This is a genomic window from Cellulomonas wangsupingiae (assembly GCF_024508275.1).
Classification (GTDB): Bacteria; Actinomycetota; Actinomycetes; order Actinomycetales; family Cellulomonadaceae; genus Cellulomonas; species Cellulomonas wangsupingiae.
This window is the reverse complement of record NZ_CP101989.1, coordinates 635,800-648,646: the sequence shown is the minus strand read 5'-3', so window position 1 is coordinate 648,646 and position 12,847 is coordinate 635,800. Positions and strand designations below refer to the sequence as shown.

10 protein-coding genes are annotated in these 12,847 nt (G+C 76.2%); 7 read left to right on the top strand and 3 right to left on the bottom strand.

Annotated features, from left to right (window positions below; all coding sequences use genetic code 11):
- Positions 1-340 precede the first annotated feature (340 nt).
- From NP075_RS03145 to NP075_RS03120, 6 genes are all read left to right on the top strand, one after another.
- On the top strand, positions 341-1,660 hold the full coding sequence (locus NP075_RS03145; RefSeq protein WP_227566224.1) for a bifunctional o-acetylhomoserine/o-acetylserine sulfhydrylase: 1,320 nt from the start codon (positions 341-343) through the stop codon (positions 1,658-1,660).
- A 39-nt stretch (positions 1,661-1,699) separates the two neighbouring features.
- On the top strand, positions 1,700-3,007 hold the full coding sequence (metX, locus tag NP075_RS03140) for a homoserine O-acetyltransferase MetX (RefSeq protein WP_227566225.1): 1,308 nt from the start codon (positions 1,700-1,702) through the stop codon (positions 3,005-3,007).
- Positions 3,008-3,080: 73 nt separating this feature from the next.
- The gene (locus tag NP075_RS03135) at positions 3,081-3,803 is read left to right on the top strand and encodes a maleylpyruvate isomerase N-terminal domain-containing protein (protein ID WP_227566226.1); all 723 of its coding nucleotides are present in this window, start codon (positions 3,081-3,083) and stop codon (positions 3,801-3,803) included.
- Between the two features lie 36 nt (positions 3,804-3,839).
- On the top strand, positions 3,840-4,208 hold the full coding sequence (locus NP075_RS03130) for a nuclear transport factor 2 family protein (RefSeq protein WP_227566227.1): 369 nt from the start codon (positions 3,840-3,842) through the stop codon (positions 4,206-4,208).
- A 51-nt stretch (positions 4,209-4,259) separates the two neighbouring features.
- Positions 4,260-5,219 (top strand): zinc-binding dehydrogenase, encoded by a 960-nt coding sequence (locus NP075_RS03125; RefSeq protein ID WP_227566228.1) that lies wholly within the window; start codon positions 4,260-4,262, stop codon positions 5,217-5,219.
- A gap of 3 nt (positions 5,220-5,222) precedes the next feature.
- The gene (locus NP075_RS03120) at positions 5,223-6,224 is read left to right on the top strand and encodes an alpha/beta hydrolase (protein ID WP_227566229.1); all 1,002 of its coding nucleotides are present in this window, start codon (positions 5,223-5,225) and stop codon (positions 6,222-6,224) included.
- A gap of 16 nt (positions 6,225-6,240) precedes the next feature.
- Here NP075_RS03120 and NP075_RS03115 read toward each other — a convergent pair whose 3' ends face one another.
- Complete coding sequence (locus tag NP075_RS03115; RefSeq protein ID WP_227566230.1) at positions 6,241-7,626, bottom strand: restriction system modified-DNA reader domain-containing protein; 1,386 nt, start codon at positions 7,624-7,626, stop codon at positions 6,241-6,243.
- A 326-nt stretch (positions 7,627-7,952) separates the two neighbouring features.
- Complete coding sequence (locus NP075_RS03110) at positions 7,953-10,925, bottom strand: FAD-binding and (Fe-S)-binding domain-containing protein (RefSeq protein ID WP_227566231.1); 2,973 nt, start codon at positions 10,923-10,925, stop codon at positions 7,953-7,955.
- Positions 10,926-11,015: 90 nt separating this feature from the next.
- On the opposite strand from NP075_RS03110, the gene NP075_RS03105 reads away from it, so the two are divergent.
- Entirely contained in the window at positions 11,016-12,368 is a 1,353-nt protein-coding gene (locus NP075_RS03105; RefSeq protein WP_227566232.1) for an MFS transporter, read from the top strand.
- Here NP075_RS03105 and NP075_RS03100 read toward each other — a convergent pair.
- Entirely contained in the window at positions 12,340-12,780 is a 441-nt protein-coding gene (locus NP075_RS03100) for an OsmC family peroxiredoxin (protein WP_227566233.1), read from the bottom strand. The genes NP075_RS03105 and NP075_RS03100 overlap by 29 nt on opposite strands.
- Between the last annotated feature and the right edge of the window lie 67 nt (positions 12,781-12,847).

The following is a 12,847-nucleotide window of genomic DNA, read 5'->3' as shown; positions in this document are numbered from 1 at the left end:
GTCGACCGAGGGCCGCCGCCGACCACGCGTGCGCGGCGTCGCCGCAGGACGGCCGCGACGACGCCGATCCCGCATCCTGAGACGGGTGTGTCGAGGAGTGGGACGGTCGCCGTAGTCTCTGAGCATGTTCCGTCGAATGTGTCGCTGACCAGCGCACGTTCCCCCTGCCCGCGGCACGGACGCCCCGACGTCGGGGCCGACGGCACCGCCCCGGCCCCGCCGGCACGGCACGTGCGCATCCCCCCGACCCCCCGCGGGGTGGGCGTCGACGGCGCGCTCCTCGGGTGGCCGTCCCCCACCACCCACCGACCACCCGGCGCGACGCCGGCGAGGAGCAGACATGAGCAACGAGAGCTGGAGCTTCGAGACCCGCCAGATCCACGCGGGCCAGACCCCCGACCCCGCCACCGGGGCCCGCGCACTGCCGATCTACCAGACGACGTCCTTCGTCTTCGACTCCGCGCAGCAGGCCGCCGACCGGTTCGCGCTCAAGGAGCTCGGCCCCATCTACACGCGCATCAACAACCCGACCCAGGAGGTCGTGGAGAACCGCATCGCGAACCTCGAGGGCGGCGTCGGCGCGCTCCTGGTGGCGTCCGGCCAGGCGGCCGAGACCCTCGCGATCCTCAACATCGCCGAGGCGGGCGACCACGTCGTGGCCAGCCCGTCGCTCTACGGCGGCACCTACAACCTGCTGCGCCACACGCTGCCGCGCCTCGGCATCGAAACGACGTTCGTCACCGACCCGCACGACGCCCAGGCGTGGCGCGACGCGATCCGGCCGACCACCAAGCTCTTCTTCGCCGAGACGATCCCCAACCCCCAGGCCGACGTCCTCGACATCGAGCTCGTCGCGGGTGTCGCGCACGAGCACGGCGTGCCGCTCGTCGTCGACAACACCGTCGCGACCCCGTACCTGGTCAACCCGCTGCAGTGGGGCGCGGACGTGGTGGTGCACTCGGCCACCAAGTACCTCGGCGGGCACGGCACGGCGATCGGCGGCGTGATCGTCGACGGCGGCACGTTCGACTACGCCCAGCACCCGGACCGGTTCCCGAACTACAACACGCCCGACCCGTCGTACAACGGCCTGGTGTTCGCGCGCGACCTCGGCGTCGGCGGCGCGTTCGGCGCCAACCTGTCCTTCATCCTCAAGGCGCGCGTGCAGCTGCTGCGCGACCTGGGCGCGGCGATCAGCCCGTTCAACGCGTTCCTCATCGCCCAGGGCATCGAGACGCTGTCGCTGCGCATGGAGCGGCACGTCGCCAACGCGCAGCAGGTCGCGGCCTGGCTGGAGGCGCGCGACGACGTCCGGCGCGTGCACTACGCCGGGCTCGAGTCCAGCCCGTGGCACGCCAACCAGCTCAAGTACGCGCCGCGCGGCGCGGGCGCCGTCCTGGCGTTCGAGCTCGACGGCGGCGCCGCGGCGGGCCAGGCGTTCGTGTCCGCGCTCGAGCTGCACTCGAACGTCGCGAACATCGGCGACGTGCGCTCGCTCGTCATCCACCCGGCCTCGACGACCCACAGCCAGCTGACGCCGGAGCAGCAGCTGCAGTCCGGCGTCACGCCCGGCCTGGTGCGGCTCGCCGTGGGCATCGAGCACGTCGACGACATCCTGGCGGACCTCGACGCGGGGTTCCGCGCGGCCAAGGGCGCCTGAGACCCTGCTCCCGGCAGACCGACGGAAGGCACCAGCGCCATGACCGAGCCCGACCCCCGCACGCACGCACCGGACCCCACGCCCGCCCGGCGTGCGATGCCCGGCGCGATGCCTGCTGCGGGGGCGGGCACGGCCGTGCCCGACCCGCTGGTCGGGCGCCGTGCGCGGCGCGGCGCGGCGCTGGGCAGCCGCCGGCCGCTGCCCGAGCGGCCGGCCGTGCCCGCGAGCGCGGCGTGGCGCGAGGGCGCCGATGCGGGTCGCCGGCAGTTCGCCGACCTCGGCCCGCTGAAGCTGGAGTCCGGCGGTCGCCTGCCGGCCGTGCGCGTCGCGTACGAGACGTGGGGCGAGCTCGACGAGGACGGCAGCAACGCCGTCCTCGTCCTACACGCGCTGACGGGCGACTCCCACGTCACCGGCGACGCCGGCCCGGGGCACCCGACCCCGGGCTGGTGGCAGTCGATGGTCGGGCCGGGTGCGCCCATCGACACGGACCGCTGGTTCGTCGTCGCCCCCAACGTGCTGGGCGGCTGCCAGGGCTCCACGGGCCCGGCGACGACCGCACCGGACGGGCGCCCGTGGGGCAGCAGGTTCCCGCTGCTGACCGTCCGCGACCAGGTCGCCGCCGAGCTGCGCCTGGCCGACCTGCTGGGCATCGACTCGTGGGCGCTGGTCATCGGCGCGTCCATGGGTGGCCACCGCGTCCTGGAGTGGGCCGCCACGGCGCCCGACCGCGTCGACGCCGTCGCCGCCATCGCGACGTGCGCGCAGACGAGCGGCGACCAGATCGCCGGCTTCCACACCCAGCTCGCGGCGATCCTCGCGGACCCGCGCTACCGCGACGGCGACTACTACGACGTGCCGGACGGCGACGGCCCGCACGTGGGGCTCGGCATCGCGCGGCAGATCGCCCACCAGACGTACCGGTCCGCGCTCGAGCTCGACACGCGCTTCGGCCGCATCCCGCAGGGCGCCGAGGACCCGCTGGAGGGCGGCCGGTTCGCCGTGCAGTCGTACCTCGACCACCACGGCGACAAGCTGGCCCGCCGGTTCGACGCCAACACCTACGTCGCGCTGACCCGCACGATGCTCACGCACGACCTGGGCCGCGACCGCGGCGGCGTCGAGTCCGCGCTCGCGCAGGTCACGGCGCGCGCCCTGGTCATCGCGGTCGACAGCGACCGGCTCTTCACCCCCGCGCAGTCCGAGCGCGTCGCCGCCGCGATCCCCGGCGCCGGGCCCGTGCGGTACGTGCACTCCGACTACGGGCACGACGGGTTCCTCATCGAGGAGGACCAGGTCGGGCGGCACGTCGCGGACTTCCTGCGCGAGGGCGCGCGGCGGGCCTGACGGGTACGGGCGGCACCCGCCACCGTTGTGGGCCCCTGACGCGGCGACGCCCACGACGCGGCACCATGGACACATGTCCGTCGACGTCGCCACCGCCACCACCGCCCTGCGGGCCCAGTGGGACCGCCTGCACGACTGGGTCGAGGTGATGGCCGACCCCCGCCTGGGACGCGAGTCCTCGGTGCTGGCCGGGTGGACGATCGTCGACCTGTGGGCGCACCTCGGCCGCGCGATGGACGCGCTGGCCGTGTGCACACCGGCGCCCGCGGGCACCGTGCCGCTCACGCTCGGGGAGTACCTCGGGTCGTACGCGGGCCGCGCCGCGGACGTCGCGGAGACGACCCGCCAGCTCGCGGCGGAGCACGCGCTCGACCCGGTCGGCTACGTGACGTCGTCGGCGCGCCAGGCGTTCGCGACGCTCGAACGTCTCGGCCCGGGTGACCCGGTGGTGCAGGCGCGCCGCGGGCCCGTCCGCCTGTCGACGATGACGGTGTCGCGGCTCCTGGAGCTCGTCGTGCACGGGGACGACCTGGTCCGCTCCGTGCGGCGCGCCCGCGGCAGCGATGCCGTCCCCGACCCCGTCGACCCCGGAGCGCTCGCGCTCGTCGCGGACGAGCTGCTGGCGATCGTCCGGGCCCGCGGCGGCTGGGACCTGGAGGTCGCGGACGCCCGACGCTGGGTGCGCCTGGCCACGGGCCGTGTCCCGTACGACGTCGACGCGCTCGCGGTCGCGCTGCAGGCGCGCTACACGTCCGACGCCGTGCCCGACCTCGGACGCATGCTGCCGCTGCTCTGAGGGGCGGGAACGCCCGGTGGGGGCTACCTTGCGGCCATGAGCCTGCACGAGCTGCTGCGGCTGGAGCACCGGGGGTGGCGGTCGCTGTGCGACGGCACGGGCAGCGACGTGTACGACGAGCTGCTCACCGACGACGGCGTCATGGTGCTGGCCCACGGTGCCGTGCTGGACCGCGCGGCGGCCCTCGCGTCGCTGCGCGACGCGCCCGTGTGGGACGAGTACCTGATCGAGCACCCGCGCGTCGTGCCGGTCGGGGCGGACGCCGCCGCGCTCGTCTACCTCGGGACCGCGTCGCGCACCGGCGCACCGCCCTTCGCGGCGTGGATGACGAGCGTGTACGTGCGCCGGTGGGGCTCCTGGGGGCTGAGCCTGTACCAGCAGACACCGGTGGCCGACACGGTCTGACGCCCGGACGTCACGCGCCGTCCCGGCCGCCGCGGCGGGCTAGCGTGAGGCATGCTCTGCGCCCGCGTCGTGTCCTTCTCCCCCGACGACCCGCTCGCCGGCCTGGAGGTCGGCGACGCCCCGGAGGCGGCAGCCCCCGACGGCTGGACGAGCGTCGACGTGCGTGCAGCGTCCCTCAACCACCACGACCTGTGGTCGCTGCGCGGGGTCGGGCTGCGCGCCGAGCAGCTGCCGATGGTGCTGGGCACGGACGCGGCGGGGGTCACGGCCGACGGCCGCGAGGTCGTCGTGCACGCCGTCGTCGGAGGTCCGGACGGGCGCGGGGTGCCGGCCGACGAGCCCCGCACGCTGCTGTCGGAGCGGTACCCCGGGACCCTCGCCGAGCGCGTCGCCGTGCCCGCGTGGAACCTCGTCGACAAGCCCGCCGAGCTGTCGTTCGTCGAGGCCGCGTGCGTCCCGACCGCGTACCTCACGGCGTACCGCATGCTCTTCCGCTCCGGCGAGGCGCAGCCCGGGCAGCGCGTGCTGGTGCAGGGCGCCGGCGGCGGGGTCGCCGTCGCGGCCGTGCAGCTCGGCGCCGCGGCGGGCCTCGAGATGGTCGTCACGGGCCGCGACGCCGCCAAGCGCGAGCGGGCGCTGACGCTCGGGGCGGCGCAGGCGGTCGAGCCGGGCACCCGGGTCGGTCGTGTCGACGTCGTGCTGGAGACCGTCGGGAAGGCGACGTGGGAGCACTCGGTGCGCTCCGTGCGGCCCGGTGGGCGGATCGTCGTCGCAGGGCTGACCTCGGGCGACCCGGCGCCGGCGTCGCTCACCAAGGTGTTCTTCCAGGAGATCAGCATCGTGGGCGCGACGATGGGCACGCGCGACGAGCTGGCCCAGGTCCTCGCGTTCCTCGCACGCACCGGCGTGCGGCCCGTCGTCGACTCGACCTACCCGCTGGCGCGCGCCGCCGACGCGCTCGCCCGGCTGGCCGACGGCGCGCACGTCGGCAAGATCGTCCTCGAGGTCTGAGCGGTGCCGCCGCCGGACGCCCCGGCGTGGGACGCCACCACGCTCACGACGTCGTGGGGCCCCGACGCGCTCGGCGACGGCTTCGAGGCGCGCCGCCTCGACCTGGCCGACGACGACGAGGGCGAGGTCACCGCGACGCTCGTGCGTCACCTGCCGGACCCTGCGCTGCGGCCCGCGCGGGCCGTGCTGTACGTCCACGGCTGGTCGGACTACTTCTTCCAGGCGCCGCTCGCACGGTTCTGGCACTCCCAGGGTGCCGCGTTCTACGCGCTGGACCTGCGCAAGTCCGGCCGGTCGCTGCGCGAGCACCAGACCCCCGGCTACGTCGACGACCTGCGCACGTACGACGAGGAGATCGGCGCGGCCCTCGACGTGGTGCGCGCCGAGCTCGGACCCGTCGCGCGGGTCATGCTCATGGGCCACTCGACGGGCGGGCTCGTGCTGAGCCTGTGGGTCGCGCGGCACCCGGGCGTCGTCAGCGGGCTCGTGCTCAACTCCCCGTGGCTGGAGCTGCAGGGGTCGTCGCTCGCACGGCACCTGTCGGCGCCCGCCATCAGCCGGCTCGCGCGGTTCAGCCCCAAGGCCGCGCTGCCGAACATCGACCCGGGCTACTACGCCCGCACCATCGACGTCGCCACCGGCGGGGACTGGACGGTGGACGCGCGGTGGCGGCCCACGCCGTCGTTCCCCGTGCGCGCGGGCTGGCTGAGCGCCGTCATGGTGGGCCACGCCGCCGTCGCCCGCGGGCTGGACATCGACGTCCCCGTGCTCGCGGCCGTCTCCGGCCGGACCCTCATCAGCCCGCGGTGGAGCGAGGACATGCGCACGGCGGACGTCGTGCTCGACGTCGAGGCGATCGCGCGGCGGGCGGTGCAGCTCGGCCCCGTCGTGACGCTCGTGCGCGTGCCGGGCGCGATGCACGACCTCACGCTGTCCGCGCCGCGAGCACGCGAGCGGTTCTACGCCGAGCTCACCCGCTGGCTCGTCGCCTACGGCTGGTCCTGACGGCGCCCGCCCGCGCTCACAGCGCGCCGGTCGCCTCCGCGAGGGTCGGGCCGCCGTCGCCGAGGCGCCACGCGCGCCACCCGTCGACGCCCTCGACGCCCGAGAGGGTCGCCGCGGCCACGTCCGGGTCCGGCACGACGCTGCCGTCGGGCAGCTCGATGAGGCCGTCGGGACGCAGCAGCGCCGAGAACCGCTGACCGCGCCGCTCGCGGACCCACACCAGGGTCGTCACGGCACGACGGCTCTTCGCGAGCATCGCGAGCTCGGGGTACGGCCAGTCCGGGCGCGCCGGGCGCCGGGACCCGTCGCGCACGTCCGCCGACGCCTGCCCGCGCGGCGGGGTCGGGGAGCTCGCGCCGTCGCCCGGGGCCGCGTCGCCGGGTCGGCCGTCCGCGTCGGCCGTGCGCGCGCCCGCACCGTCGACGACGGCGGCGCGCAGCCCCGCGACGGGCGTGAGCGTCGCCGGGCCCTCCAGCATCGACGTCGACGGCGGCACCGACGCGTCGCGCGGCCACTCGGTGACGTCGGGCCGTCCGGGGCCACCGGGACGCGGGGAGTCGCTCGGCGCCTCGGGCGGCTGCGCCGTGGGGCCGGCCGTGCGGAACGGCAGCGGCGTGGGCTCGGTGACGCTCCCCCGGCGGCCGATGGGCGTCGGCGCGGGCGGCTCGGTCTGCTCGGGCGGCGTGACGGCCCGCAGCTCGCCCGTCGGCAGGGAGCGGGGCCGGCCCGACGGCAGGCCGGGTGCCCGCTCCGGCTCGTACGCCATGGCCGTCGCGAACGCCTCGCTCGAGCGCACCAGGCGCAGCGCGGTCGGCTCGACGGGGCGACGCACGCCCTCGTGGAGCGCGAGGGGCGAGACCTCGAGCAGCCGGCGCTCGTCCCCGCGGACGACACCGACCTGCAGCACGTCGACCTGGTGCTCCCCGCCGCGCAGGAACCCGAGCGTGTCGGTCGCCTCGGCGGCGACCTCGGAGCAGAGCAGGAGCAGCCGCACGCCGCTGCGCGTCCGGCCGATCGTGGTCCCGAACGGCACGTGCTCACGGAAGGCCGCGAAGTCGACCGCGAACCGGCTGGGGTCGACGTGGTAGGCGCGGGCCAGGTCGGCGGTCGTCATGCGTGCGGCCGCACCCCCGTGCCGCAGGGCGGTGACGACCGCGTCGTCGTCCAGCACCTGCGCGACGTCGACGACCACGGGACGCCCGGACGCGTCGAGGGCCAGCAGCTCGGGCAGGTCGGCGCGGTCGGACGTGCCGCGCACGCGGACGACGAACAGCGGCTCACCGGCGATCGCGGCGAGGTGGTGGGTGACCAGCGCGGTGACCTCCTGCGCGAACGAGCCGGCGAGCGGCTGCATCGGCTGGACGAGGCGCGGGCGTCCGTCGTCGAGCTCGAAGATCGGCATGTCGCGTCCGGGCCTTCCTTGCACAGCGGGGCGGTCGTGACGGGTCGCACCTGGCGGCACAGCGTGCGGTCGTCGCCTGGACACTGTCCCACAACTGGGGTGACGGAGTCAGCCCGTCGGACGGGCGACACGGGGTCCGACGAGGGTGCTGCCCGACCACCCGGGTGGTCCCCCCGCAGGTGGACGCGCACCGCCCGCCCCCGCGGGTGCGACCCCGTCCACGCACCCCCGCCGAGCGCGGTACTCGACCGCCGAGGGCGGTACTCGTTGATGCCGCGCTCGGTGGTCGAGTACCGCGCTCGGGGGGTGGGGTGGGGCCGTGGGGGTCAGGCGGGAGGCGGGGTGCGGCCCGGGAGGCGGGAGGCCAGCAGCTCGGCCAGGTGGACGCCGTGCACGTCGGCGAGCTGCTCGGCCTGCGTGCGGCACGAGTACCCGTCCGCCAGGTACACGTCCCCCGGCGCGGCGGCCCGCAGCGCCGGCAGCAGCGCGTTCTCCGCGACCGCGACCGACACGTCGTAGTGGCCCTTCTCCATACCGAAGTTGCCGGCCAGCCCGCAGCAGCCCGCGAGCGCCGAGAACGTCGCCCCCGCGTCGGTGAGGAGGCGGCGGTCGGCCGTCCACGTCATCACCGAGTAGTGGTGGCAGTGCGGCTGCACGACGGCCGTGACGTCCGACAGGTCGGGCACCTGCCAGCGGTCCCCCGGCCCGATCGGCGCGGGCGCCGTGAGCAGCTCGGCCAGCGTGCGCGTCTCGCGCGACACCGCGACGGCCCGGGGGTCGTCCGGCAGCAGCTCGACGAGGTCGCTGCGCAGCACGGCCGTGCACGACGGCTCGAGGCCGACGATCGGGATGCCGTTGACCGCGAACGGCCCGAGCACCTCCAGCAGGTGCTCGAGCTGGTGCCGCGCGCCGTCGAGCTGCCCCGTGCTGATCCACGTGAGCCCGCAGCACGCGTCGTGGTCGGGCACGAGCACCTCGTAGCCCGCGTCGCGCAGCACGGCGACGGCGGCGTGCGCGACGGACGGCGCGAGGGTGTCGGAGAACGAGTCGGTCCACAGCAGCACGGGCGGTCGGGGCGTCGCGGTGGCCCCGTCGCCGGCGGCGGCGTCCGCCTCCGCCGGCAGCGTCACCGTGGTCGCGTCGGCGCGGCCCACGACGCGCACGTCGCCCGACCGTCGTCCCGCGCGCCGCGACCAGGCGCGGAACGGCTCGGGGGCGAACTTCACCATCCGCCGCCGCGTGTCCATGCCGCCGAGCGCCAGCACGGCCTTGGCCACGGGCCGCACCCCGAGCACGGCGTTGGCCAGCGACGCGAGACCCGGCACGCCCGTGACGAGCCGCGCCCACCGAGGCAGCCAGCCCAGCGCGTAGTGGTTCACCGGCCGCAGCCGCCCCTTGTACGTGCGGTGCAGCACCTCGGCCTTGTACTGCGCCATGTCGACGCCGGCGGGGCAGTCCGACGAGCACGCCTTGCAGCTCAGGCACAGGTCGAGGACCTCGTGCACCTCGGGCGACGACCAGCCGCGCGACACCAGCGACCCGTTCGCCATCTCCTGCAGCACGCGCGCGCGGCCGCGCGTCGAGTCCTTCTCGTCCTTCGTCGCCAGGTACGACGGGCACATGAAGCCGCCCGCCGCGGTGGTGTCGGCGCGGCACTTGCCGACGCCCACGCACCGGTGCACGGCCGTGGTCATGTCGCCGCCGTCGTGCGCGAACGCGAACCCGCCGGCCCCGGCGAGCAGCGGGCGTGCCGCGGGCCGGCGCAGGTCGGCGTCGAGCGGGCGCGGGCGCACCAGGACGCCGGGGTTCAGCAGGTCGCGCGGGTCGAAGAGGTCCTTCACGGCCCCGAACAGGTCGATGGTGCGCCGCGAGTACATGACGGGCAGCAGCTCGGAGCGCGCCCGGCCGTCGCCGTGCTCACCGGACAGCGATCCGCCGTGCCGCGCGACGAGCTCGGCCGCGTCCTCCATGAACGCGCGCAGCGGGCCGCCCGACCGCGTCATGGGGATGTCGAGACGCAGGTGCACGCAGCCGTCGCCGAAGTGCCCGTACGCCAGCCCGTCGACGCGGTGGTCGGCCATCAGCGCCTCGAGCTCGCGCAGGTAGGCGCCCAGCCGCTCGGGCGGGACCGCCGAGTCCTCGAACCCGGGCCACGCCTGCTCGCCCGACGGCGTGCGCCCGCCCAGGCCCGCGCCGTCCTCCCGGATGCGCCACATCGCCACCGCGTCCGGGCCGGGCGGGAAGACGCCGACCGCGTCGGTGCCCGCATCGGCCGCCAGCGCGCGGGCCGTCGCCAGCGCCTCGTCGAGGGTCGCGCCGCCGACCTCGCACATCAGCCAGCCGCCGCCGGGCGGCAGGTCGGGCACCGCGGACGCGCCCTTGACGCGCCGCACCACGTCGACGAGCCGCGAGTCCATGCCCTCGATCGCGAGCGGGGCGTGCGCCAGCAGCGCGGGGACGGCATCGGCGGCGGTCGGCATGTCCGGGTAGCCGAGGACGACGAGCACGGGCGCCGACGGCACGGGCACGAGGTTCACCGTGGCGCCGAGCAGCGTGACGAGGGTGCCCTCGGTGCCGACGAGCATCTTGGCCAGGTCCGTGCCGTGCTCCGGGGCCAGGTGCTCCAGGGAGTACCCGGACACCTGCCGGCGGAACCGCCCGAGCTCGGTGCGGATAACGTCGAGGTGCGCGCGGACCAGCGCGTCGAGCCCCGGGACGACGTCGAGGGCGCCGGCGCCCGAGCGCGCGGTGAACCGGCGGCCCGTGCCGTCCACCACGTCGAGGTCGACCACGTTGTCCGCGGTGCGGCCGTACGCGACGGCCCGCGGACCGCACGCGTTGTTGCCGATCATGCCGCCGAGCGTCGCGCGGGCCTGCGTGGACGGGTCGGGACCGAACCGCAGCCCGTGCGGCGCGGCCGCCTGCTGCAGGTGGGACATGACCACGCCGGGCTCGACGCGGGCGGTGCGGGCGTCGGGGTCGATCTCCAGGACGCGGTTCACGTGCCGCGAGAAGTCCAGGACGATGCCCGTCCCCACGGCGTTGCCGGCCACCGACGTGCCCCCGCCGCGCGACGTCAGGGGCGTGCCGGTCTCGCGCGCGACCGACAGTGCCGCCAGGACGTCGTCGGTGTCCCGCGGGAACACCACGACCTGCGGCACGACGCGGTAGTTGGACGCGTCCGTCGAGTACTCGGCACGGCGCCGGGAGGAGTCGTCGACGCTCCCCCGCACGACGTCGCGCAGCGCGTGCACGACGTCCCGGCGCTGCGTCCCGGTCGCGTCGGTCGTCACAGCCACGAGGGGCAGTCTCCCACCACACCACCGGGACCTGCACCGCGCGTCCAGCGCGCGCGAGCACACCGGCGGGCCCCGTCGTACCGTCGGACGGTGCGTCGCGCCCCGGTCACGATCCTGTGCGCGGTCCAGTTCGTCGACGTCCTCGGCGTCACGAGCGTGACGACCGCGATCCCCGCGGTGCTCGCCGGCCTGGGCCTCGACGCGTCCGCCGCGGGTCCGCTCGCCACCACGTACGCGATGTTCTTCGGCGGCCTGCTCGTCGTCGGGGCACGCCTCGGGGACCGCCACGGGCACCGCCGGGTGCTGGCCGCGGGGCTCGTGGGGTTCGCCGCCGTGTCCCTGGTCGGTGGTCTCGCGGGGTCGCTCGAGCAGGTGCTCGCGGCGCGCGCGCTGCAGGGCGCCGCGGCCGCGCTGTCGGTGCCGTCGGCGCTGCGACTGCTGCTGCACGCCACCCCGGACGACGGCGCCCGGCGCACCGCCCTCGCGGCGTGGAGCGCCGCGGGGGCCGCGGCGGGCGCGGCAGGGTTCGTCGTCGGCGGTGCGCTCGTCGAGGTGCTCGACTGGCGCGCCGTCTTCTGGGTGAACGCGCCGATCGGGGCGCTGCTGGTGGTCGGCGTGCTGCTCGTCGTCCCGCCGCTCGCACCGGACGACCCCACGACGCGCCTGGACCTGACCGGTGGCGTCCTGCTGGTCGTGGCGGTCATGTGCGTGGTGGCCGGGGCCGCCGCCGTCGAGCAGGGCACGGGCGCCGGACGCGCGGCTCTGCTCGTGACGGCCGGCGCCGCGGCCGCCGCGACGTTCGCGTGGCGCATGCGCCGTGCCGTCGCGCCCCTGGTCCCGCCGCGGGCGTGGCGGTCGGCCCACCTGCGCGACGGGACGGTCCTGTCGTTCGTCAACACCGCGACCACCAGCAGCTCCTCGGTGCTCGCGACCCTGCACCTGCAGGACGAGCTCGGGCTGTCGGCGCTCCGGACCGGGCTCACGCTGCTGGGGCTCAGCGCACTCGTCGTCGTCGGGGCCGCGGCCGCCAAGCCGCTGCTGGACGGCCGGGCACCGGGCTCCGTGGCCGGTCTGGGCCTGGCCGTCGTCGCCGCCGGCAACGTCACGCTCGTCGTCGGGGACGCGGCGTGGGCGGCCGTCGCGGTCGGCACGGCCGTCATCGGGCTCGGCCTCGGGGTGGCGTCGGTCGCGGCGACGACGCTGGGCACCGACGTGCCGGACGACCTGACCGGCAGCGCGAGCGGCATCCTCAACACCGGCGCGCAGCTCGGCACGGCGGTCGGCACGGCCGTCCTCGTCATGGTCGCCGGCACGACGTCGCCGGCGTGGGCCTGGGCGGCCGCGGCCCTGGTCGCCGGGGCGACCGCCGCGTGGTCGGCGGCGCGGGACGACGCCCCGCGCCACCGGCCGCGCCTCAGGACTCCAGGGCGGCGTCCAGCGTGATGTCCGTGCCGGTCAGGGCCTTGCTGACCGGGCAGCCGGCCTTCGCGGCCTCGGCGGCCTGCTGGAAGCCCGCGGCGTCGAGACCCTCGACCTCGCCGCGCACCTTCAGCGCGACGCCCGTGATGCGGAAGCCGCCCGCCGGGTCCGGCCCCAGGCTGACGTCGGCGGTCACCTCGAGCGAGACCGGCGTGCCGCCCGCCGCGGCGATGTCGGCCGACAGCTGCATGGCGTAGCACGACGAGTGCGCCGCGGCGATGAGCTCCTCGGGGCTCGTCGTGCCGCCGGCGTCCTCGGCCGCGCGCTTCGGGAACGACACGTCGTACGTGCCGACCTTCGAGCTGGTCAGCTCGACCTGGCCGCCACCGGCCTCCAGGGTGCCGTTCCAGGCCGTGCGTGCGGTGCGCGTGGGCATGTCCACTCCTCGTCGATCGGTGACGGGCGCGGCGGCGCCCACCTGCGACCCTAGGCGCAGCCCGCGG

Excerpts from the sequence above, each read along its gene's own strand:
- NP075_RS03145 (WP_227566224.1), top strand. The coding sequence starts at position 341 with ATGAGCAACGAGAGCTGGAGCTTCGAGACCCGCCAGATCCACGCGGGC.
- metX (WP_227566225.1), top strand. The coding sequence starts at position 1,700 with ATGACCGAGCCCGACCCCCGCACGCACGCACCGGACCCCACGCCCGCC.
- NP075_RS03135 (WP_227566226.1), top strand. The coding sequence starts at position 3,081 with ATGTCCGTCGACGTCGCCACCGCCACCACCGCCCTGCGGGCCCAGTGG.
- NP075_RS03130 (WP_227566227.1), top strand. The coding sequence starts at position 3,840 with ATGAGCCTGCACGAGCTGCTGCGGCTGGAGCACCGGGGGTGGCGGTCG.
- NP075_RS03125 (WP_227566228.1), top strand. The coding sequence starts at position 4,260 with ATGCTCTGCGCCCGCGTCGTGTCCTTCTCCCCCGACGACCCGCTCGCC.
- NP075_RS03115 (WP_227566230.1), bottom strand. The coding sequence starts at position 7,626 with ATGCCGATCTTCGAGCTCGACGACGGACGCCCGCGCCTCGTCCAGCCG.
- NP075_RS03100 (WP_227566233.1), bottom strand. The coding sequence starts at position 12,780 with ATGCCCACGCGCACCGCACGCACGGCCTGGAACGGCACCCTGGAGGCC.